Origin of the sequence: Pseudomonas sp. BN515 (assembly GCF_029873155.1) — a bacterium.
Lineage (GTDB): Bacteria > Pseudomonadota > Gammaproteobacteria > Pseudomonadales > Pseudomonadaceae > Metapseudomonas.
In genome coordinates this window covers 1-21,200 of sequence record NZ_SSOH01000088.1, presented here as the reverse complement: position 1 = coordinate 21,200, position 21,200 = coordinate 1, and the positions used below count along the sequence as shown (strand labels likewise).

21 protein-coding genes and 1 tRNA gene are annotated in these 21,200 nt (G+C 65.0%); 2 read left to right on the top strand and 20 right to left on the bottom strand.

The window, feature by feature from the left end; all coding sequences use genetic code 11:
* Positions 1-95: 95 nt before the first annotated feature.
* The 10 genes from E8E91_RS24765 to gspE form a co-directional block, all read right to left on the bottom strand.
* A tRNA-Val gene (locus tag E8E91_RS24765) sits at positions 96-171 on the bottom strand.
* Positions 172-318: 147 nt separating this feature from the next.
* Positions 319-837 carry a type II secretion system protein M gene (locus E8E91_RS24760; RefSeq protein ID WP_280379626.1) on the bottom strand — a complete coding sequence of 173 codons (519 nt, stop codon included), beginning with the start codon at positions 835-837 and terminating at the stop codon, positions 319-321.
* Positions 838-839: 2 nt separating this feature from the next.
* The gene (gene gspL, locus E8E91_RS24755; protein WP_280379624.1) at positions 840-1,982 is read right to left on the bottom strand and encodes a type II secretion system protein GspL; all 1,143 of its coding nucleotides are present in this window, start codon (positions 1,980-1,982) and stop codon (positions 840-842) included.
* Positions 1,979-2,950: a type II secretion system minor pseudopilin GspK gene (gene gspK / locus E8E91_RS24750; RefSeq protein WP_280379623.1), complete on the bottom strand. Its 972-nt coding sequence runs from the start codon at positions 2,948-2,950 to the stop codon at positions 1,979-1,981. Before gspK ends, gspL begins: the two co-directional genes overlap by 4 nt.
* Positions 2,947-3,690, bottom strand: coding sequence for a type II secretion system minor pseudopilin GspJ (gspJ, locus tag E8E91_RS24745; RefSeq protein ID WP_280379621.1), 744 nt, complete (start codon positions 3,688-3,690; stop codon positions 2,947-2,949). Before gspJ ends, gspK begins: the two co-directional genes overlap by 4 nt.
* Entirely contained in the window at positions 3,687-4,079 is a 393-nt protein-coding gene (gene gspI, locus E8E91_RS24740; RefSeq protein WP_280372151.1) for a type II secretion system minor pseudopilin GspI, read from the bottom strand. The genes gspJ and gspI overlap by 4 nt, the downstream gene beginning before the upstream one ends.
* Positions 4,076-4,630: a type II secretion system minor pseudopilin GspH gene (gene gspH, locus E8E91_RS24735; RefSeq protein ID WP_280379620.1), complete on the bottom strand. Its 555-nt coding sequence runs from the start codon at positions 4,628-4,630 to the stop codon at positions 4,076-4,078. Before gspH ends, gspI begins: the two co-directional genes overlap by 4 nt.
* A gap of 32 nt (positions 4,631-4,662) precedes the next feature.
* Entirely contained in the window at positions 4,663-5,049 is a 387-nt protein-coding gene (gene gspG / locus E8E91_RS24730; RefSeq protein WP_280379672.1) for a type II secretion system major pseudopilin GspG, read from the bottom strand.
* Positions 5,050-5,098: 49 nt separating this feature from the next.
* A complete protein-coding gene (gene xcpS / locus E8E91_RS24725; protein ID WP_280379618.1) occupies positions 5,099-6,313 on the bottom strand; it encodes a GspF family T2SS innner membrane protein variant XcpS in 1,215 nt (404 codons plus the stop codon).
* Entirely contained in the window at positions 6,314-7,801 is a 1,488-nt protein-coding gene (gspE, locus tag E8E91_RS24720; protein ID WP_280372155.1) for a type II secretion system ATPase GspE, read from the bottom strand. It lies immediately after the preceding gene.
* Between the two features lie 265 nt (positions 7,802-8,066).
* Between gspE and E8E91_RS24715 the strand changes: the two genes are divergently transcribed.
* Positions 8,067-8,711, top strand: coding sequence for a type II secretion system protein N (locus tag E8E91_RS24715; RefSeq protein ID WP_280379616.1), 645 nt, complete (start codon positions 8,067-8,069; stop codon positions 8,709-8,711).
* Between the two features lie 4 nt (positions 8,712-8,715).
* Positions 8,716-10,674: a type II secretion system secretin GspD gene (gene gspD / locus E8E91_RS24710; RefSeq protein ID WP_280379614.1), complete on the top strand. Its 1,959-nt coding sequence runs from the start codon at positions 8,716-8,718 to the stop codon at positions 10,672-10,674.
* Positions 10,675-10,777: 103 nt separating this feature from the next.
* Here the strand turns inward: gspD and E8E91_RS24705 are convergent, their stop codons facing one another.
* The 10 genes from E8E91_RS24705 to E8E91_RS24660 form a co-directional block, all read right to left on the bottom strand.
* Entirely contained in the window at positions 10,778-11,542 is a 765-nt protein-coding gene (locus E8E91_RS24705) for an SDR family oxidoreductase (protein ID WP_280379670.1), read from the bottom strand.
* A gap of 11 nt (positions 11,543-11,553) precedes the next feature.
* Positions 11,554-12,765 carry an O-succinylhomoserine sulfhydrylase gene (locus tag E8E91_RS24700; protein WP_280372158.1) on the bottom strand — a complete coding sequence of 404 codons (1,212 nt, stop codon included), beginning with the start codon at positions 12,763-12,765 and terminating at the stop codon, positions 11,554-11,556.
* Between the two features lie 78 nt (positions 12,766-12,843).
* Entirely contained in the window at positions 12,844-14,349 is a 1,506-nt protein-coding gene (gene purF, locus E8E91_RS24695) for an amidophosphoribosyltransferase (protein ID WP_151132842.1), read from the bottom strand.
* A gap of 89 nt (positions 14,350-14,438) precedes the next feature.
* Entirely contained in the window at positions 14,439-14,951 is a 513-nt protein-coding gene (locus E8E91_RS24690; protein ID WP_028631332.1) for a CvpA family protein, read from the bottom strand.
* A gap of 95 nt (positions 14,952-15,046) precedes the next feature.
* A complete protein-coding gene (locus tag E8E91_RS24685) occupies positions 15,047-15,727 on the bottom strand; it encodes an SPOR domain-containing protein (RefSeq protein ID WP_280379612.1) in 681 nt (226 codons plus the stop codon).
* A 5-nt stretch (positions 15,728-15,732) separates the two neighbouring features.
* Positions 15,733-17,019 carry a bifunctional tetrahydrofolate synthase/dihydrofolate synthase gene (gene folC / locus E8E91_RS24680; RefSeq protein ID WP_280379610.1) on the bottom strand — a complete coding sequence of 429 codons (1,287 nt, stop codon included), beginning with the start codon at positions 17,017-17,019 and terminating at the stop codon, positions 15,733-15,735.
* Positions 17,016-17,888, bottom strand: coding sequence for an acetyl-CoA carboxylase, carboxyltransferase subunit beta (gene accD, locus E8E91_RS24675; protein ID WP_271471629.1), 873 nt, complete (start codon positions 17,886-17,888; stop codon positions 17,016-17,018). Before accD ends, folC begins: the two co-directional genes overlap by 4 nt.
* Before the next feature lie 302 nt (positions 17,889-18,190).
* Positions 18,191-18,808, bottom strand: a complete 618-nt coding sequence (locus E8E91_RS24670) for a phosphoribosylanthranilate isomerase (RefSeq protein WP_280379609.1) — start codon at positions 18,806-18,808, stop codon at positions 18,191-18,193.
* Between the two features lie 56 nt (positions 18,809-18,864).
* Positions 18,865-19,725, bottom strand: a complete 861-nt coding sequence (gene truA, locus E8E91_RS24665; protein ID WP_280379607.1) for a tRNA pseudouridine(38-40) synthase TruA — start codon at positions 19,723-19,725, stop codon at positions 18,865-18,867.
* 3 nt (positions 19,726-19,728) lie between these two features.
* Positions 19,729-21,200: FimV/HubP family polar landmark protein (locus tag E8E91_RS24660; protein ID WP_280379605.1), on the bottom strand; the 1,472-nt coding region annotated here is incomplete at its 5' end.

The following is a 21,200-nucleotide window of genomic DNA, read 5'->3' as shown; positions in this document are numbered from 1 at the left end:
TCGAACCCGCGACCCCCGGCGTGACAGGCCGGTATTCTAACCGACTGAACTACCGCTGCGCGTCGGCCGGACTTTCGTCCGAATCTCACAAGGAATGGTGGGTGATGACGGGATCGAACCGCCGACCCTCTGCTTGTAAGGCAGATGCTCTCCCGGCTGAGCTAATCACCCATCGCCTTGCGAGGCGCGCAATTTACGCAGAGGGCTTCGCTAAGTCAACACCCTGTATGGATTTTTTCTCTTGGCGCGTCTCATGCCCCTTTTCCCGGCGCCGCAATGCGCCCCATGACAGTGCGCACGCACGAAGTCGGGGCGCAGTCAGCTCCCCACCTTCAGCGATACCCGTGCGGTGACACGGCCATCTTCATTGCGGTCCAGTCCGGCTTCATCGATGCGAACCCCCTGCCCTTCCAGTACGCCGAACCAACGCAGGAGGCTGGGAAACGCCGCCGGCTGCAGGTTCACCTGCACCGCGCCGGGCGCATCGCTGTCGACACGCTCGACGCCCAGCCCCTGTTCGGCGGCGGTGGCGGTCACCAGCCCCTGCAGCCGCTCCGGGTCCACCTGGCTCTGGGGCTGACTCTGAACCGATCGCGCCTCGGGAGCACGCTGCTGCAGATAGGCATGCAGGCCGCGCTGGGCCTCGAAGTGCTCGCGGGCACTGGCCAGACGGCGCTCGGCCGGCAACCAGAGCAACAGGTAGAGCAGGACCAGGCCGAGGAAAATGCCGAGCCCCAGCAACGCCGTGCGGTCCCTGGCCGGCATCGCACGCCAGCGAACAGCGAGGGAAGAAGCCTGCCACTGGGTCTGCAAAGGCGCCTTGATTGCATCGAGCATCTTCATCCTCCTATCACCAGGCGCGCGCTGACGCCGCTTTCGTCGCGGCTGGCCGAGCCCATCTGTACGGAAAGCCCACTGCCGATCAGGCGCTCGCGCAGGCGTTCCAGGGCATCGAAGCCCGGCGCCTGTACCTGCAACGCGAGGTCGCCCCGTGTCTCACTGAAATCCAGTTGCTGCACCCGCACCTGGGCACCTTCGGTGATCAGCGCCTGGGCCGCCTGGCCGAGCAGGGTCAGCAGGCGGCCCTGCCCCGAAGCGGAGCCCTCGGCCAGGTGCTGATCGAACTGGGCCCGCAGATTCACCAGCTTGTTGTCCTGGGGGAACAGCTCTCGATAGAGGGCTTCGTTGGCAGCCGCATAGGTATCGCCCTGACGCTGCAGTTGCCACGCCTGGACCAGGTTGAAGCCCCACTGCAGCACCAGCCACAAGCCCACCAGCCCCAGCAGCGGCTTCCAGCGCGACCAGCGCTGGCGTTCTTCCTTCAGGGTGAATTCGCCCTGGGCCAGATCACTGCCCTTCTGCGCCGCCAGCCAGCCATAGGTGTCGTCTTCATCGCGCCACTCATCAACGCCGTCAAGCACCTGGCGAGCGGCGGGGGCGTGGCCGCTGCGAGGCGCAGCGCAGGCGTCCTTCAGGACGGGCCAGTCGAGTTCCGCGAAACCGAGCCGGGTGCCACCTTCACCGCCCAGCAGCCAGCGCTGTTCCAGCCAGAGCAACTGGGTGCCCTGTTCCGGCAGCAGGTCGGCATCGACATGGATGGCAGCGGGCGCTGGGCCGAGCTTGCCGGCCAGGTCCATCCAGCCCGCCAGCCAGGTTCGGCGCACCGCGAACACCCGGTGCCGACCATCTGCCAATGTCCCGCCCAGCCCGAGGTGGAAGCTTTCCACTTCCTCGGCGAGCAGTTCCTCCACTGCGAAAGGCAACGCCTGACGCAACCAACGCCCCTTCTGGGTAGGCAGGCGGACCGCGCAACAGGTCACCGCCTCCACCGGCAGGATCAGGCGCCAGGGCGGCGCCACCTCTTCCAGCGCCCTGGCGAATGGCAGGCGACGGCCTGTGCCTCCTTGCCAGAGCAGCACTTCCAGTTCGGCGTCCAGCTGGGTGCAGGCGGCCACCGGGAGGAAGATGCAAGCCTGTGTCATGACTGCGGCTCCTTGACGGGCGCCGGCGGCAATCCGCCCTGCCCGAGATCGCGAGAGAGAACCCGTACCTTGCCGTCGCTACCGCGCTGCAGGGTACTGACCAGAACCTGGCGGCGACCGGCGAGGCGAACCTCGCTGATCACGTTGAAATATTGACTGCCCACCGCCAGCCCCTGCGCCTCCAGCCCCATCCCGGCCAGCGCCGGCTGGCCGAGGAAGGCATCCAGGCTGCGAAAGCCCGTGGTGCCCCGTGCGGCCATCAGCAATCCGCCGCTGTCGGCGTCCAGGTTGTCGGCCAGGGTGGAGAGCACCAGCGCGCTGGCAGTGTTGACGTTGAGGGACGCGTCGGCCGGCAATGCGGTGACGAAAGGCAGCAGCTTGCGGTAGTCCAGCTCCGTCATGCCTAACACTAGGCGCAACTCGGACACATCGCTCATGGCGTGATTGGCCGCACGATACGGCGGCTGCAGCAGCAGGTACTGGTTGTCTTCGGCGCCATTGGGGCCGTAGGGCTCCTGGTCGCGATCAAGCCAGTCCACCAGCCGCTCGGTGTAGGGCGCCTCGATCCCCAGACGCAGCAGCAGGCGGCGGAACTGGCGGATGCCCTGCTCATTGAGCTGGCCGTCCCGCACCAGGCTGTTGAGGTTGAAGCGACCGCTCGGATCTTCGATGCGCACGCTGAGCGAACCGCCGTCATCCAGCTTGAAAGTGGTGAGAGGCCGCGCCCAGGCCTCGCCCAGGTGATCAACCGGTGTCCGCGGATCCCCCTGGCGCAGGTCACGCACGAGGATGGCTTTGGCCAGGGCCTCGCCGCCGAGGGCGTACTGGGCCACCTGGCGGGTGTGCAGTTCATTGCCACTGGAACGGATGGACAGCTGAGTGCGGGCGATCAGGCCGGCGCAGACGACCGTGACCACTGCGACCACCAGCAACACAGTGAGCAAGGCGACGCCTGCCTGGCGCTTCATTGCGACTGCTCCTGGTTGCCGCCCTGCTGGCCACTTTGCTGACCATCCTGCTGGCCGCCCTGTGGGTTCTGCGGATTCTGCTGTTCCCCGTCCGGCTGGTTGCCCCCGGCCTGCGGCGGCTGTCTGGGCGGGGTTTCCACCAGGCGCAGCACCCGGCGCAGCTCACCATAGCGGCGGTGCTCCAGGGTCAGTTCCAGGGCGCGCGGCAGGCGATCCAGCCGCTCGTCCTCCGGCAGGCCGGCCGGCGGCCAGCTGTCCTGCCAGTCGCCACTGTCGTCCATGTAGCGCAACTTCATGGAGGTAACCCCATCCAGCGCGTTCTGGACGCGCGGCAGGCTGTCCTGGGCCTGGTCCAGCACCGTCCAGTAGCGCCGCTCCAGGCGTTCGCCGGAGAGCTGCCAGCGCACCCTCTGCAAGCGCGAGCGCTGCATGCCGGTCGGGTTACGCCAGCCATTGCGGGTGAGCTCCAGGCTGTCGTTGTCACCTTCCTGCTCGCCCAGCAGCGCGGCGCGGGACTCGCCATAGGCATCGCGAACGGGGCGGGAAATCACCTGGCGGATGTCCCGCTCGAAAGCGGAAATCGCCCGGACCACTTCACGCAGCTGCTGCTCCTGCACGCGTGTCGCTTCGTCCGAATCGAGGACCGCACCGAGCATGCGCCAGGTGCCAATGGCCAGCAGCGCGAAGATGGCGATGGCGATCAGCAGCTCCAGCAAGGTGAAACCCGCTGCGCGCCTCATGGCGTGCTCCCGATGAAGCCCACCAGGCGTACGGTGGCCCGGTCCTCCAGCTTGCCAACACCGGCGCCCCGGGTCGGGCGCGGCGCCACCCAGAGGGTGACCCGACGCAGTGCCGGGTCACTGGTGCCTTCGACTTCGCTTTGCCACTCCCAGCGTCGTCCGCCGTAATCCAGTTCGCCCTTGTCCTTGCCGTTGGAGGGCGGCGTCTCGCGCAACTGGAGCTCGGTCAGGCGGTTGTCGGCGATCCACATCGCCAGGGTCTTGTCTTCCAGGCGTGAAGCGATCTGCAGGCTGCGCGCACTGGCAGTCAGGACGCTGGCGGCAACCACCGCGAAAATCGCCAGCGCCACCAGCACCTCGATCAGGGTGAACGCGCGACTGCTTCTCATCCGGCGCGCCCCTTGCCGCCCAGGGCCTCTACACGGGGCAGGCGGAATCCATCGCTGGAAAGCTGCAGGCGCAGACCATCCCTGCGCCGCTCACCCATTTCCATGCGGAAGGGGCTGATCTCGCCACTGGAGAGGATGATCAGTTGCGGCACCGGCGGGGCCTTCTTCGCATCCTTGGCCTGCTTCTCTTTCTTGGCCGGGGTCGGAAGCACCAGCGGCTCGCCATCCAGCTCGATGGTCAGTTCGGCCCACTCCGGCAACTGGCGGGCACCGTCGGACATCGGCTGCCAGCGGGCGCTGGTTTCGTCGTAGTAGAAGACCTGGTAACTGTCTCGCTCCACGCGGACACCGTACTCGCGGTTATCCAGCACAGCCTCGTCGGCGAGCACGCCGATCAGCCCCGCAAGGCGATCGGCTTCATTGGTGAGTTCACGAGTGGGGCCGGCAACGCCGGCACTGATCACCGCCAGGCCGGCCATGCAGGCCATGACGACCATCACCACCAGGATTTCGATCAGGGTGAAACCCGCGGACGCCAAGGCGCCGGACATCCGGCCGGAGCCGCCTTGCCGCCCGCTTCTCATCAGTTGTCCCAGTTGGCAATGTCGGCGTCGTTGTCGCTACCGCCTTCCTTGCCATCGGCCCCCAGCGAATAGAGGTCGTAAGCGCCTTTGCTGCCCGGCGCCAGGTACTGGTACGGGTTGCCCCACGGGTCGACCGGCAGCTTCTTCAGGTAGCCGTCCTTGTTCCAGTTCTTCGCCGGCGGGTTGCCGGACGGCCGGCTCACCAGGGCCTCCAGGCCCTGCTGGGTGCTGGGATAGGCGAAGTTGTCCAGCTTGTACATGTCCAGGGCGGCGCCGATGGCCTTGATGTCACCCTTGGCCACCGTGACCTTGGCCTGGTCGGGACGATTCATCACCTGCGGCACCACCAGAGCGGCGAGGATGCCGAGGATGACCACCACGACCATGATTTCGATGAGCGTAAAGCCCGACTGACTACGGCGCAGATTCACGCGATTACCCCACGAGTTGGTTGAGAGAAAGGATAGGCAGCAGGATGGCGAGGACGATCATCAGCACCACCGCCCCCATGACTACCAGCATGAACGGTTCGAAAAGTCCGACCAGCAAAGCGATGCTGGCGGCCAGGTCGTTTTCCTGATTACGCGCGGTGCGGGCGAGCATCTGGTCGAGTTCGCCGGAGCGCTCGCCACTGGCGATCATGTGCAACATCATCGGCGGAAACTGCCCACTGCCTTCCAGGGCGCGGGTCAGGCTGCCGCCTTCACGGACCTTCTGTGCCGCCACCACCACATGCGCACGAATAACCCGGTTGGAAATCACTTCGGCGCCAATGCCAAGGGCCTCCACCAGCGGCACGCCGCTGCGGGTGAGGATCGCCAGGGTGGAGGCGAAGCGCGCGGTATCGGTGGCACGCACCAGTCGTCCCACCAGTGGAATGCGCAACATCACGGCATGCCAGCGCTGACGCACGTTCGGATCGCGCAACGCCCAGCGCGCGCCTACGAATGCCGCAATCAGCACCAGGAGCATCAGCCAGCCCCAGTGCTTGACCAGATCGCTGAGGGCGATCAGGCCGCGGGTGAGCAGAGGCAGGGTCTGCCCCGAGTCGATGAAAACCTTGACCACGTCAGGCACGACGAAACCCAGCAGGAAGGCGACGATCGCCAGCGACGCGCACATCAGGATCACCGGGTAGAGCAGCGCCAGCTGGATCTTCTGGCGCGACTGCTGGCGTTGCTCGGTGTAATCGGCCAGTTGCTCCAGCACCGGCCCCAGGTGACCGGCGTGCTCACCGGCCGCCACCGTGGCGCGATAGAGCTCGGGGAAGGCCGAGGGGAACTCCCGCAGGCTGCTGGCCAGGCTGTGGCCTTCCAGTACCCGCGCACGCACCGCCAGCAGCATCGACTGGATGCGTGAACTGCCGGACTGTGCAGCCGCCGCCCGCAGCGCCTCTTCGATGGGCAGCGCCGCCTGTACCAGGGTCGCGAGCTGCCGCGTCACCAGGGCCAGGTCACGGGCGGACAGGCCCCGCGCCAGGCTGAAGCGGCCCCGCTCGGCCTGCTCGCGAACGCGGGTGGCGCGCACTTCCAGCGGTGCCAGTTGGCGCTCGCGCAACAGCTGGCGTACCTGGCGGGCGCTGTCCGCCTCTAGCACACCCTTCTGCTGGCGGCCCTTGGCGTCGAGTGCGAGGTATTCGAATGCGGCCATTTACTCTTCCTGGGTGACTCGCAGCACTTCTTCCACCGTGGTGATGCCCTCCAACACCTTGCGCCGGCCGTCCTCGCGGATGCTCAGGCTGGATTGCCGCGCGTGGCGGATCATTTCCTGCTCGGAGGCGACGCTGTGGATCAGGCTGCGCATGTGATCGTCGAACACCACCAGTTCGTAGATACCGGTCCGCCCGCGATAGCCCTGTTGGTGGCATTCGGCGCATCCGCGAGCGCGATGCAGGAGCGGCGCGCTGTCCACCTCCACGTTGAGCAATTGGCATTCGGCGGCGTCCGGCTGATAGGCCTCTTTGCAATGGGGGCAGAGCACCCGCACCAGGCGCTGGGCCAGCACGCCCAACAGGGACGAGGACAGCAGGAAGGGCTCGACGCCCATGTCCACCAGGCGGGTGATGGCGCCGATGGCACTGTTGGTGTGCAGGGTGGAAAGCACCAGGTGGCCGGTCAGCGAGGCTTGCACGGCGATCTCGGCGGTTTCCTGGTCGCGGATTTCGCCCACCATCACCACGTCCGGGTCCTGGCGAAGGATGGCGCGCAGGCCACGGGCGAAGGTCATGTCCACCTTGGGGTTGACCTGGGTCTGGCCGATGCCCTCGATGTGGTACTCGATCGGGTCTTCGACGGTGAGGATATTGCGTGTGCGGTCGTTGAGGGTGACCAGGCTGGCGTACAGGGTGGTGGTCTTGCCCGAGCCGGTGGGGCCGGTGACCAGCAGGATGCCGTGGGGGCGACGAACCGTGTCTTCCAGTTGGTCGCGATCACGCTCGTTCATGCCCAGGTGCTGCAGGGTCAGGCGTCCGGCCTGCTTGTCCAGCAGACGCAGCACCACGCGCTCGCCATTGGCCGACGGCAGTGTGGATACGCGGATGTCCACTTCACGTCCGGCCACCCGCAGGGAAATACGACCGTCCTGGGGAATGCGCTTCTCGGCGATATCCAGCCGCGCCATCACCTTGATCCGCGAGACCAGCAAGGCCGCCAGTTCGCGTTTGGGCTCCAGCACCTCGCGGAGAATGCCGTCGACGCGGAAACGCACTACCAGGCGCTTCTCGAAGGTTTCCAGGTGGATGTCCGAGGCGTTCTCCTTGATCGCCTCACCGAGGATAGCGTTGATCAGGCGGATGATCGGCGCGTCGTCCTCCTGCTCCAGCAAGTCCTCGGTTTCCGGAATCTGTTCGGCCAGGGCAGCGAGGTCCAGGCTGCCGCCCAGGTCCTCCGCCAGCTGCATGGCAGCGGAGGAATCATGCTGGTAGGCCAGGGCCAGGGCCTGCTCGAAGGCATCGCCGCTAAGGGGTTTCAACGGCAGGCTGCGCCCGGCGAAACGCCGCGCTTCGGCCAGGGCCACCAGCTCGACGCCGGGACGATGGGCAAGGCAAGGCTCCACTCCATCCAGCAACAGCACGCCGTGCCGCTTGGCAAAGCCGAATGGGAGCCGCCGCAGCGGGGCTTCAGCGAGTGGTGGGTTCATCCGTGGGCGCCTGTTTCAGAGAGGTCCAAAAGAAAGTATTGCAGCGCAATCTGACGATTGTGCGCCGCTGCTGTCCGATTCTTATGATTCGTGTGAACAAAGCCACCTAAAGCCGTAAAAATTCACAGATATCTTTAGCACAGCGACCGCGTCGCAACATCATCTGTACGGCCGAGCATTGCCCTTGAAGGCGCTGCTATGATCAAAGCAGTTCTGCCAAAACATAAAATCAGAAGAACGATACAGCCTTAGGAGTTGGACCCACTTGCAAGCCCCGGATTCCGCACACTGGCTGCAACGCCATGCGCCAGCCCTCGTCGGTGCATTGCTGGTCCTGGCCATGGGTGCCAGCTTCGCCTGGCAGACCCGGGAATGGTTGCGCGTGGTCCAGGCTCCCGCCCGCGCGCCGGCGCAACAGGGCACGCAACTGGCCACCGCCCAGCCCCTGCAGAACCTCGAGCCTTTGTTCGGTCCCGCCCCGAAAGCCCAGCCAAGCGGCCCGCCGCCCACCACCAACCTGCGCCTGACCCTGCTCGGCAGCTTCGTCCATGAGGGGCCGGACAAGTCCACGGCCATCATCCAGTTCGAAGGCGGCAAACCGCGCCGCTTCACCGCCGGCGACGAGATCACCAGTGGCGTCAAGCTGCACACGGTCTATCGAACCCATGTCGAAATCGAACGCAACGGGCGCCTGGAAAGTCTCAGCTTCCCCGAACCACGCTCACGCTTCACCGCCGTCGGTGCCAGCCCGGACGATTCGTCCGCCACGGTGATCGACGAACTCAACGGCCTGCAGGAAGACAACGCCGCCGAATTGCGCGAGCGCATGGAGAAACTGCGCCAACAGATGGAAGACCCGGAGAACACCGCCTCCGAACCTTCCGCCGAACCGCCCCAGGATAGCGAATGACACGATGACCCCGACTTTCTCGCGCCTCACGCTCGCCCTGATCGCCGCCGGGATGCTGGCCGCGCCCCTGCCCCTGCTCGCCGCCCAGCCAACCACCGCGCCGGACAGCTCGCAGCAACAGCAGGACGCCTGGACCATCAACCTCAAGGACGCCGACATCCGCGAATTCATCGACCAGATCGCCGACATCACCGGCGAGACTTTCATCGTCGACCCGCGGGTAAAAGGCCAGGTCAGCGTGGTGTCGAAAACGCCTCTGGGGATCAACGAGGTCTATCAGCTGTTCCTCTCGGTGATGGCCACTCACGGCTTCACCGTGGTCGCCCAGGACGGCCAGGCGCGGATCATTCCCAACGCCGAAGCCAAGGCCGAAGCCGACAGCACCCGTCCTGGCGCCGAAAGCCTGGAAACCCGCGTGATCCAGGTGCAACACACCCCGGTGACGGAACTCATCCCGCTGATTCGACCGCTGGTCCCCCAGTACGGCCACCTTGCCGCGGTGACCTCGACCAACGCCCTGATCATCAGCGACCGCGCCGCCAACATCGCCCGCATCGAAGACCTGATGCGCCAGCTCGACCAGAAGGGTGACCACGACTACACCGTCCTAAACCTCAAGTACGCCTGGGTGATGGACGCCGCCGAGGTGCTCAACGCCTCGCTGAACCGCGGCCAGTCCAAGGGCACTTCCGGCACCCAGGTGATCGCCGATGGCCGCACCAACCGCCTGATCATCCTCGGCCCACCGTCGGCCCGGGCGAAACTGGCGGCCCTGGCGCAATCCCTGGACACGCCGACCTCGCGCTCGGCGAATACCCGCGTGATCCGCCTGCGCCACAACGATGCCAAGAGCCTGGCCGAAACCTTGGGCGAGATTTCCGAGGGTTTGAAGAACGGGGAAGGCAGTGCCGAAGGCGGCGCTCCTGCGAGCGGCGGCAAGCCGCAGAACATTCTGATCCGCGCCGACGAAAGCCTGAACGCCCTGGTGATGCTGGCCGAGCCGGATGTGGTCGCCGCCATGGAAGATATCGTCCGCCAGCTCGACGTGCCGCGCGCCCAGGTGATGGTGGAAGCGGCCATCGTGGAGATTTCCGGTGACATCACCGAAGCCCTCGGCGTGCAGTGGGCGGTGGACGCCCGCGGCGACACCGGCGGCCTGGGCGGAGTCAACTTCGGCAATACCGGGCTGTCTGTCGGCACCGTGCTCAACGCCATCCGCGACGACGAAATTCCCGACACCCTGCCGGACGGCGCCATCATCGGCATCGGTACTGACCATTTCGCCGCGCTGATCACCGCGCTCTCGGCGAACAACAAGAGCAACCTGCTCTCCACCCCGAGCCTGCTGACCCTGGACAACCAGAAGGCGGAGATCCTCGTGGGCCAGAACGTGCCCTTCCAGACCGGCACGTTCACCACCGACGCGTCCGGCGCCAATAACCCCTTCACCACCATCGAACGCCAGGACATCGGCGTGACCCTGAAGGTGACTCCGCACATCAACGAAGGCGCGACGCTGCGCCTGGAGATCGAGCAGGAAATCTCCTCCATTGCGCCAACTGCCTCCCTCACTGCCCAGGCGGTCGACCTGATCACCAACAAGCGCGCGATCAAGAGCACGATCCTCGCCGAAGACGGCCAGGTGATCGTACTGGGCGGCCTGATCCAGGACGACATCACCCAGACCGACTCCAAGGTGCCACTGCTGGGCGACATCCCCATCCTCGGCCGCTTGTTCCGCTCCACCAAGGACTCCCATGTGAAGCGCAACCTGATGGTCTTCCTGCGGCCCACCGTAGTACGGGACCGCGCCGGCCTCGCGGCCCTGTCCGGGAAGAAGTACGACGACATCCGCATCGTCGGCGAGCACGACACGGAAGGCCGCCCGGCCATCCTGCCGCGCGAGCCGGTGGAGCTGTTCGACGGCAAGAAGACTCCGGCGATCGACCTGCGCAAACCCTGAGTGGGCACGCCCTCGCCGGCCCCGCGAGCGGCAATTCGAATCTTCCAGAAAAAAGGGCGGCGCACCTACCGGTGCCGCCGCCCTTCCCTCCCCCGACTGGCACTCAGTCGAGATAGATCATCTTGCGGGTCATGCCGCCGTCGACCATGAACTCCTGGCCGGTGACGAAGCTGGCGTTGTCCGACAGCAGCCAAGCCACCTGGGCGGCCACGTCTTCTACCAGCCCCACGCGCCCCAGCGGATGCTGGTCGTGGTCCAGCTCGGTCAGCGGTGCGTCTTTACGGGCGGACGGGTCGCGGGCATCGATCCAGCCAGGCGTCACGGCGTTGACCCGGATCTCCGGCGCCAGGCTCATGGCCAGTGCGTGGGTCAGGGCCAGCAGTCCACCCTTGCTGGCGGCATAAGCCTCGCAATCGCGCTCGGACTGGTGGGCACGGGTGGAGGCGATGGTGACGATGGCACCCTGGTGGGCCCGCAGATAGGGTGCGCAGTGCTTGGCGAGCAGCATGGTGCCCGTCAGGTTGACCGCGAGCACGCGGTTCCAGCGAGCCAGTTCCAGGCTTTCCAGCGGCGGATTGTGCGGTTCGGCGATGGCGGCATTGCTGACCAGCGCATCGAGACGACCGAACTGCCCAAGCACCTCGGCCACCCCTACCGCCACTTGGCTTTCATGGGCCACATCCATGGCGACGAACCAGGCATTCTCGCCCAGCGCCTTGGCCACTTTGGAGCCACGGGCGCGGTCGATATCAGCCAGTACCACCTGCCAGCCTTCGGCAATCAGCCAGGCCGCCACTCCCAGGCCGATACCACGTGCGGCACCAGTAACCAGGGCGACCTTGCCGTTGTTCGGCGCGGCCGCCTGCAGGCTCCAGTCGATCACAGTGCAGCGAGCCCAAGCTCCAGGTCGGCCTTGAGGTCGCCCACGTCTTCCAGGCCAATGGCCAGGCGGACCAGGCTGTCGCTGATGCCCGCATTGGCACGCTCCTGCGGCGACAGACGGCCGTGGGAGGTCGTCGCCGGATGGGCGATGGTGGTCTTGGTGTCACCCAGGTTGGTGGTGATGGAGATCATCCGGGTCGCATCGATGAAGCGCCAAGCCGCTTCCTTGCCGCCCTTGACCTCAAAGCTGACAACCGCGCCGAAGCCCTTCTGCTGGCGCTTGGCCAATTCATGCTGCGGATGGCTTTCCAGCCCGGCGTAGTAGACGCGCTCGACACCGGGCTGCTGCTCCAGCCACCGGGCGATTTCGAGAGCGCTGGCGCAGTGGGCCTGCATGCGCACACGCAGCGTTTCCAGGCCCTTGATCATCACCCAGGCGTTGAAGGGGCTGAGGGTCGGGCCCGCAGTACGCAGGAATCCCACGACTTCCTTCATGTGCTCGGCACGGCCAGCGACCACGCCACCCATGGTACGGCCCTGGCCGTCGATGTACTTGGTGGCCGAGTGCATGACGATGTCGGCGCCCAGTTTCAGCGGCTGTTGCAGGGCCGGGGTACAGAAGCAGTTGTCCACCACCAGCAACGCGCCCTTCTCGTGGGCGATGTCGGCCAGGGCGGGAATGTCGACCAGCTCCGCCAGGGGGTTGGACGGCGACTCGACGAACAGCAGTTTGGTATTCGGCTTGATCGCCGCTTTCCAGCCGTCCAGATCGGACAGGGCCGGGTAGTCGACCTCGATGCCGAAGCGCTTGAGGTACTTCTCGAACAGGCTGATGGTGGAGCCGAACACGCTGCGGGACACCAGCACGTGGTCGCCACCACTGCACAGGCTCATGGCGATGGCGAGGATGGCGGACATGCCGGACGCGGTGGCCACGGCCTGCTCGGCCCCTTCCAGTGCAGCGATGCGCTCTTCGAAGGTACGTACGGTCGGGTTGGTGTAGCGCGAATAGACGTTGCCCGGCACTTCGCCGGCAAAGCGCGCCGCGGCATCGGCGGCGGTGCGGAACACGTAGCTCGAGGTGAGGAACATGGCCTCGCCGTGTTCACCCTCGGGCGTACGACGCTGGCCTGCACGCACGGCCAGGGTTTCGAAGGCCGCGCCTTCCAGGTCACTGTCCAGCCTTCCGGCTTCCCATTCCTTCGTCATGTTCCCACCTCTTCAAAAAAACGTAGCCCGGATGGAATCCGGGCTATCGATCTGTGGCGCGAGACTACGGCCTGCAGATCAGTTGTTGTACAGATCGATGATGGCGCTGACCGCGTGGGCCTTGGCTTTGGAGGCGTCGTTACGCGCCTGCTCGATCTTGTTCAGGTACTGCTCGTCGACATCGCCGGTGATGTACTTGCCATCGAATACGGCGCAGTCGAAATGGTCGATCTTCACCTTACCGCCACCTACTGCGTCGATCAGGTCCGGCAGGTCCTGGTAAACCAGCCAGTCGGCACCGATCAGCTCAGCCACCTCTTCAGTGGAGCGGTTGTGGGCGATCAGCTCATGGGCGCTGGGCATGTCGATGCCGTAGACGTTCGGGTAGCGCACCGCCGGAGCGGCCGAGCAGAAGTAGACATTCTTGGCGCCGGCTTCACGGGCCATCTGGATGATCTGCTTGCAGGTGGTGCCGCGCACGATGGAGTCGTCCACCAGCATCACGTTCTTGCCGCGGAATTCCAGCTCGATGGCGTTGAGCTTCTGGCGTACCGACTTCTTGCGCGCAGCCTGGCCCGGCATGATGAAGGTACGGCCGATGTAGCGGTTCTTCACGAAGCCTTCGCGGAACTTCACGCCCAGGTGGTTGGCCAGTTCCAGGGCTGCGGTACGGCTGGTATCCGGAATCGGGATCACCACGTCGATGTCGTGGTCAGGACGCTCGCGCTGGATCTTCTCGGCCAGCTTCTCGCCCATGCGCAGACGCGCCTTGTAGACGGAAATGCCGTCCATGATGGAATCCGGGCGCGCCAGGTAGACATGCTCGAAGATGCAGGGGGAGTACTGCGGATCAGCCGCGCACTGGCGGGTGAACAGCTTGCCTTCCTCGGTGATGTAAACCGCTTCGCCCGGGGCCAGGTCGCGGATCAGGGTGAAGCCGAGCACGTCCAGGGCGACGCTCTCGGAGGCAATCATGTACTCGACGCCTTCGTCGGTGTGGCGCTGGCCGAAGACGATCGGGCGGATGGCGTGGGGATCACGGAAGCCGACGATGCCGTAGCCGGTGATCATCGCCACCACGGCGTAACCGCCCTTGCAGCGTGCGTGCACACCGGAAACGGCGGCGAACACGTCTTCCTCGGTGGGCTGCAGCTTGCCGCGGTGGGCCAGCTCGTGGGCGAACACGTTGAGCAGCACTTCCGAGTCGGAGTTGGTGTTCACGTGGCGCAGGTCGGATTCGTAGATTTCCTTGGCCAACTGCTCGACGTTGGTCAGGTTGCCGTTGTGCGCCAGGGTGATGCCGTAGGGCGAGTTCACGTAGAACGGCTGAGCTTCGGCGGAGCTGGAAGAGCCGGCGGTGGGATAGCGCACATGGCCGATGCCCATGCTGCCGACCAGGCGCTGCATGTGGCGCTGCTGGAAGACGTCACGCACCAGGCCATTGTCCTTGCGCAGGAAGAGCCGGCCATCATGGCTGGTCACAATACCGGCAGCGTCCTGGCCGCGATGCTGAAGGACGGTAAGCGCGTCATACAGCGCCTGATTGACGTTCGACTTACCGACGATACCGACGATGCCACACATGTGACGCAACCCCTGCTAGTAGTTCAGGCTAATCAAGTACCCGTCCAGGCCGGTTGGGCATGGATGGGCATGCTTTCGGGTGCGACGCATCAGCTGGGTGAGCTGATGCCGCTCGCGAGCCACTGACTGGTAAAGCCCAGAATGAGGTTCTTCGACCAATCGGCGACCATTAGAAAATGCGGCAACAGCGTGGATTGCTGCCACCAGGGATCTTGTTGCACCGGCGCCAGGCTGAGCAGGCCGACCAGCAGCACGACCAGCAGCGCACCACGGGCGGCGCCAAAGGCCATGCCCAGTACGCGGTCGGTGCCGTCCATGCCGGTGACCCTGACTAGCTCGCCGATCAGGAAATTGATCAAGGCGCCAACCAGGAGGGTGGCGACGAAAAGGATGGCGCATGCGGCGATGATGCGCGCCGAAGGCATTTCGATGAATTCGGTGAGGTGCAGCGACAGGGCGCCGCCGAAAGTCCAGGCCACTACACCTGCGACTATCCACGTCAGCAGCGAGAGAGCTTCCTTGACGAAACCCCGACTCAAACTGACCAGACTGGAAACGGCGATGATGGCGATGATCGTCCAATCGACCCAGGTGAATGCCACGATGCAGCCCACAAACTGAAAAGGCGCTGCATTTTAGCAGAGCCCTTTGACTCCGGTAACCCGCGGAACCGAAAGGGCTCGATTATCCCGCTCTATCAGCCCTTTTCCGGCTGGAAACGAACGATGAAGCCGTTCAGCTTCTGCTGGCGGGCCAGTTGGTCACGCAGACGATTGGCCTCAGCCCGCTCAATGAGCGGTCCGACGAAGACGCGGTTCATGCCTTCGACGCTGCGGATATAGGCGTTGTAGCCCTGGGTCCGCAGGTTCTTCTGCAGGTTTTCGGCACTGGCGCGACTGGACAAGCTAGCAAGCTGGATCGACCAACTGACCGGTAGTCCGTTGACGTCCAGGCGCTTCTCTTCAGCCTTCACCTCAGCCACGGGGGCGGCTGGAGCCGGTGCAGGCGCCTTGGCCTGTACCTGGGGCTGCGGTTGTGCCGGAGCGGGTACTGGAACCGCTGGCGCAGCGGGCTGGGCAGGAGCAGCAGGAGCAGGAGCAGACTGCTCGACCGGCGGCTCATTGGACGCCAGCGCATCTCCAGCGGGTTCCAGTGGCGGCACGGGTTCCTGGGGCAGTGCCTGGGGCTCCGGCACCTGGACCTGCTCGAGCTCGACCGGCGGCATTTCCGGCGCTTTCGGCATCGGCGGAGCCTCAACCACGACCTGGCGCAGCTCATCCTCGCGACTGAACAGCATCGGCAGGAAGATCACTGCCAGCGCCACCAGCACGAGCGCGCCGACGATTCGTTGCTTGAGTCCCTTGTCCAATACAGCCATTTCCCCTACTCCCCCGTTGCGAAGCTTTCCAGCCAGCTCAGCGCCTCAGCCACACTGTAGAACGATCCGAACACCAGGATCTCGTCGTCCGGTGTCGCCTGCTCGCACTGCGCGTCGAGTGCTGCGGCGATATTTTGGTGGACACTGACGCTTGCATGAAGGTTCGTCAATGCCGCCTGCAACTCGGACGCGGAGCGAGTGCGCGGCGTCGGCAACGGTGCCACCGCCCAGTTGGCCAGGCAGCCTTGCAGAGGGCGAAGAACCCCGGGGAGATCCTTGTCGGCAAGCAGGCCGAACACGGCCAATCGGCGACCAGCAACAGGTCGGGCGGCCAGGCGCGCGGCCAGGTATTCAGCCGCATGGGGGTTGTGCCCGACATCCAGCAGCAGGGAAACCCGCTTGCCGCGCCAATCAATATGGCGGCGATCCAAACGCCCGGTGACCCGGGTACCCAGGAGAGCAGCTTGCAAGGCATCCGGTTGCCAAGGCATGCCCAGCAGCGCATAGGCCTGAAGCGCCAGTGCGGCGTTTTCCATGGGCAGGTCGAGCAAGGGCAGGTCGTGCAATTCCAGCACCTGGCCGGAAGCGCTCACACCGCGCCAGTGCCAGTTCGCCTCGCCTTGCGCCAGGTCGAAGTCGCGGCCGCGGAGGAACAAGGGTGCGGACAGAGCGTTCGCTTGCTCCAGCAACGGCTGCGGCGGGTCAAGGTCGCCACACAGGGCAGGCTTGCCAGCGCGGAAGATGCCAGCCTTCTCGAAGGCGACACTTTCCCGGGTATCGCCCAGCCAGTCGGCGTGATCCAGTCCAATGCTGGTCACCAGCGCCAGGTCGGCATCCACCAGGTTCACCGCATCCAGGCGACCGCCCAGACCCACTTCCAGCACCACGGCATCCAGGGCGGCATGCTGGAACAGCCAGAAGGCCGCCAGGGTGCCCATTTCGAAATAGGTGAGGGAGATTTCGCCGCGCGCCGCCTCGACAGCGGAAAAGGCGTCGCAGAGCGCCTGGTCGCTGGCCTCCTGGCCATTCAACTGGACACGCTCGTTGTAACGCAGCAGGTGCGGCGAGCTGTACACGCCGACCTTGAGCCCCTGGGCGCGCAACAGCGCGGCCAGGAAAGCACAGGTGGAACCCTTGCCGTTGGTGCCGGTGACCGTGATCACCTTCGGTGCCGGTCGGCTCAGGCCGAGCCGGCTGGCAACTTCGCGGCTGCGCTCCAGCCCCATGTCGATAGCCGTGGGGTGGAGCTGTTCAAGGTAGGAAAGCCAGTCAGCAAGGGTTCTCTGGGTCATGCGATAGCCGGGGAAGGAAGACGCGTCATCTGCGCCAGCAGCCGACCGAGGCGCTCACGCAGTTCCGCGCGGGGAATGATCATGTCGATGGCGCCGTGCTCCAGCAGGAATTCGCTGCGCTGGAAGCCTTCCGGCAGTTTTTCGCGCACGGTCTGCTCGATCACGCGCGGACCGGCGAAGCCGATCAGCGCACGCGGCTCGCCGACGATCACGTCGCCGAGCATCGCCAGGCTGGCGGAAACGCCGCCGTAGACCGGGTCGGTCAGCACGGAGATGAACGGGATACCCTCTTCGCGCAGGCGAGCCAGGGCAGCGGAGGTCTTGGCCATCTGCATCAGGGAGATCAGGGCTTCCTGCATGCGGGCACCGCCGGACGCGGAGAAGCACACCAGCGGGCAGCGCTGCTCCAGGGCGACGTTCGCGGCACGCACGAAGCGCTCGCCGACGATGGCACCCATGGAACCGCCCATGAAGGAGAATTCGAAGGCGCAGGCCACGATCGGCATCTTGTGCAGGGTGCCACGCATGGCGATCAGGGCATCCTTCTCACCGGTGTCCTTCTGCGCGGCCGCCAGGCGGTCCTTGTACTTCTTGCTGTCGCGGAACTTCAGGCGATCCACCGGCTCCAGGTCGGCGCCGAGCTCTTCGCGGCCTTCCGGATCCAGGAAGATATCCAGACGGGTGCGTGCACCGATGCGCATGTGGTGGTTGCATTTCGGGCAGACGTCCAGCGTCTTTTCCAGCTCGGGCTTGTACAGCACCGCGTCGCAGGACGGGCACTTGTGCCAGAGGCCTTCCGGGACCGAGCTCTTCTTCACCTCGGAACGCATGATCGAAGGGATCAGCTTGTCTACCAGCCAGTTGCTCATGCTCTAGTTCTCCACAGCTTTCAGGCCCGAACACGCGCTAGCGGTTCATAGCCCCGCGCATGTCCTTGAGCGAATTCATGGTTGCGATCCCGGCCCTGACGATGTGTCCGGGAATCACCCTGGCGACGGCCTTGCCATCGCCCTCGTAAAAAACAGGCCCGATCGACGCAGCCTTGCCACGCGACCCGGCAGGCTTCGCCTGCGTGGGCAACTCGCTTATGGACGGCAGCGAAACGCCGTCCGTCACATATGCAGGAGACGCGCCAGCAACCGAACACACGAAAGTTTCCGCGATCCGCATTTCAGCCGCGTGCCTGTTGGATGAAGGCTTGAATCTTCGCGGCATCCTTGATGCCCTTGCTGGCCTCGACGCCACCGCTTACATCCACGGCGTAGGGGCGCACCTGGCGTACCGCGTCACTGACGTTCTCCGGGGTCAGCCCGCCCGCCAGGATCAGCGGCTTTGCCGCATCCCGGGGCACCAGGCTCCAGTCGAAGGCCTCGCCCGTGCCACCGGGGGTGCCCGGAACATAGGTGTCAAGGAGGATTCCAGAGGCTGCGGGGTAGCGCGAAATCGCCGCGGCGACGTCGTCACCCGGCTTGACCCGCAACGCCTTGATGTAGGGACGGCCGTAACCTGCACAGTCTTCCGGGCCTTCATCGCCGTGGAACTGCAGCAGGTCCAGCGGAACTTCGGTCAGCAATCGGGCCAATTCGGCGCGGGGCATGTCGACGAAGAGTCCGACAGTGGTCACGAAAGGCGGCAGCGCGGCGATGATGGCTCGCGCCTGGGCTGGCGTGACCGCTCGCGGGCTCTTGGCGTAGAACACAAAACCTATGGCATCCGCCCCGGCGGCGATGGCGGCCAGGGCGTCCTCGATTCGGGTGATACCGCAAATTTTGATGCGAACGGCTGACAAGATGCAGGCACCTGAAGGCTAAAGACCTGGGATGTTAGCAAAGGCCCGAGGCAGCGTCAGCCCACCACATCCGGCAAACCGGAAAGGAAGTGCGGCCCCAGGTAACGCTCAGGAAGGTCGAACTCTTCCGGATACTCGACGCGGACCAGGTAGAGCCCATAAGGGTGCGCCGTTACCCCGCCTTCACGGCGGATGCGACCCTCCAGGACCTGCTTCGCCCACTCGACCGGCTGCTCGCCAGCCCCAATGGTCATCAGTACACCGGCGATATTGCGCACCATGTGGTGAAGGAACGCATTGGCGCGGATATCGAGCACGATCATGCGACCGAGTTCGATCAACTCAAGGTGATGCACTGTCTTGATGGGCGACTTCGCCTGGCACTGTCTCGCGCGAAACGCACTGAAATCGTGGGTTCCCACCAGACAGCGCGCAGCCTCGCGCATGCGCTGGGCATCCAGGGGACGGTGGTTCCAGGTCACTTCTTCTGCCATGTGCGCCGGACGAATTTCGTCGTTGTAGATCACATAGCGATAGCGTCGGGCCATGGCGCTGAAGCGGGCATCGAAGTGCTTCGGCATCTCCCTGGCCCAGGTAACGCTGATATCCGGCGGCAGGTTCGCATTAGCACCCATCACCCAGGAGAGCGCCGACCGCGAAACGGGCGTATCGAAGTGCACGACCTGGCCACTGGCGTGCACCATGGCATCGGTGCGTCCGGCACAGGAAAGTGTCACGGGTGCACCACCCGCCACACGGCAAAGGGCTTTCTCCAGCGTGCCCTGGATAGATGGAACTCCATCGATCTGACGCTGGAAGCCACGATAACGCGAGCCCTTGTATTCGACACCGAGGGCGATTCTGTAAATGCCAACGGCAGCCGAATCGGCTGCCGCTGCGGGTACTGCTTCTGTCATCTATCAGCTGAGTCGTGCGATCAGTTCGCGCGCTTCCTGTTGTTGGGTGTCATTACCTTCGGACATGACCTCGTCGAGGATGTCGCGAGCACCTTCGGTGTCACCCATGTCGATATAGGCGCGAGCCAGATCCAGCTTGGTCGCGGTTTCATCGGTGCCGGAAAGGAAGTCGAAGTCGTCTTCCTCGTCCAGCCCCAGGCCCAGGTCCGAAGTCTCGTCTTCCAGCACGGCAACCGGGTCGGACTCCGGCGCCTTCTGCAGGCTGTCGGAGAGCTGGTCCAGTTCGGCAGTCACTTCGTCCAGTTGGGCGGCAAAGCTATCGTTGTCGGCCACCGACTCGGCAACCGGCTCATCGGGCAGCGACAGATCGAAATCGGCCGGCAGGTCGAGCAGGCCAGCGCTGGCCTCTTCCACAGCCGGAGCAGCCGCTTCGACTGCCAGGGGCGCGTCGAGCTCGCTGTCCAGGCTCAGCAGGAAGTCGTCTTCCTCAGCGATCGCAGGCTGAGCAGCCGGCTCCAGATCGAGGCTGAAATCGGCCAGATCGTCACTGAGCTCGAGGCTCTCATCGCCAGTCAGCAGTTGGTCGCCACCACCGATGTCCAGATCGAAATCCAGATCGGATTCGGCCTTGGCTGGTGCGACCGGCGCATCGAATTCCAGGTCATCCAGGCTCAGTTCATTGACCGGTGCAGCCGCGGGCTGAATGGTAGCCGGCTTCTCTTCCACCAGGTCCAGATCCAGGTCGGAACCCAGGTCGTCCAGGCTCAGGTCGAACGCGTCATCCAGGTCCGAGCCGGTAGCCGCCGGAGCATTGGCCGGTGCATCGTCCAGGGTCAGGTCGTCAAGACTGAAGCTGTCGAGGTCATCGGCCGCCGCCACGCTTGCTGCAGCAGTTGCGACAACGGCGACAGCCGCCATGGCCGGGTACTTGCCTTTCAGTTGCTCGATGTCGTTGCCAGCACCGCCGATTTCACGGAGCTCGCTCTCCTGGCGCGCGAAGCCTTCGCGATCACCCAGTTCGGCGTGGACTTCCATCAGTTTCAGGCGGAGGTCGCTGCGATGGGGCTCCTCGTTGATAGCGCCCTGCAGCAGTTCGGCAGCCTGGTTGAAGCGGCCGTAGGCGATGTAGATGTCGGCCTCGCTGATCACGTCGCCAGTCTGCGAGGTGACGCGCTCCTCGGTACGGGCCGGAGCGACTTCAGGCTCGTCGGCCACGGCGTCATCCAGTTCAGAGTTGGAGAACGCATCGAAGCTGTCGTCCTTCAGGTCGAGATCACTGTCGAAGGTGTTCTCGTCATCCTGTGCGGCCAGGTTGTTCTGCAGCTCGGCCTCTTTCAGCGCGTTGCGGCGCGACAGAACCATCAGCAGCACCAGCAGGGCTACCAGGGCGCTACCGCCTGCCATCAGCAGAAGCATCGGGTTAGCCAGCACGTCGTCGATGATGCTGGACTGCGGCGGTTCGATCACCGGCGCGG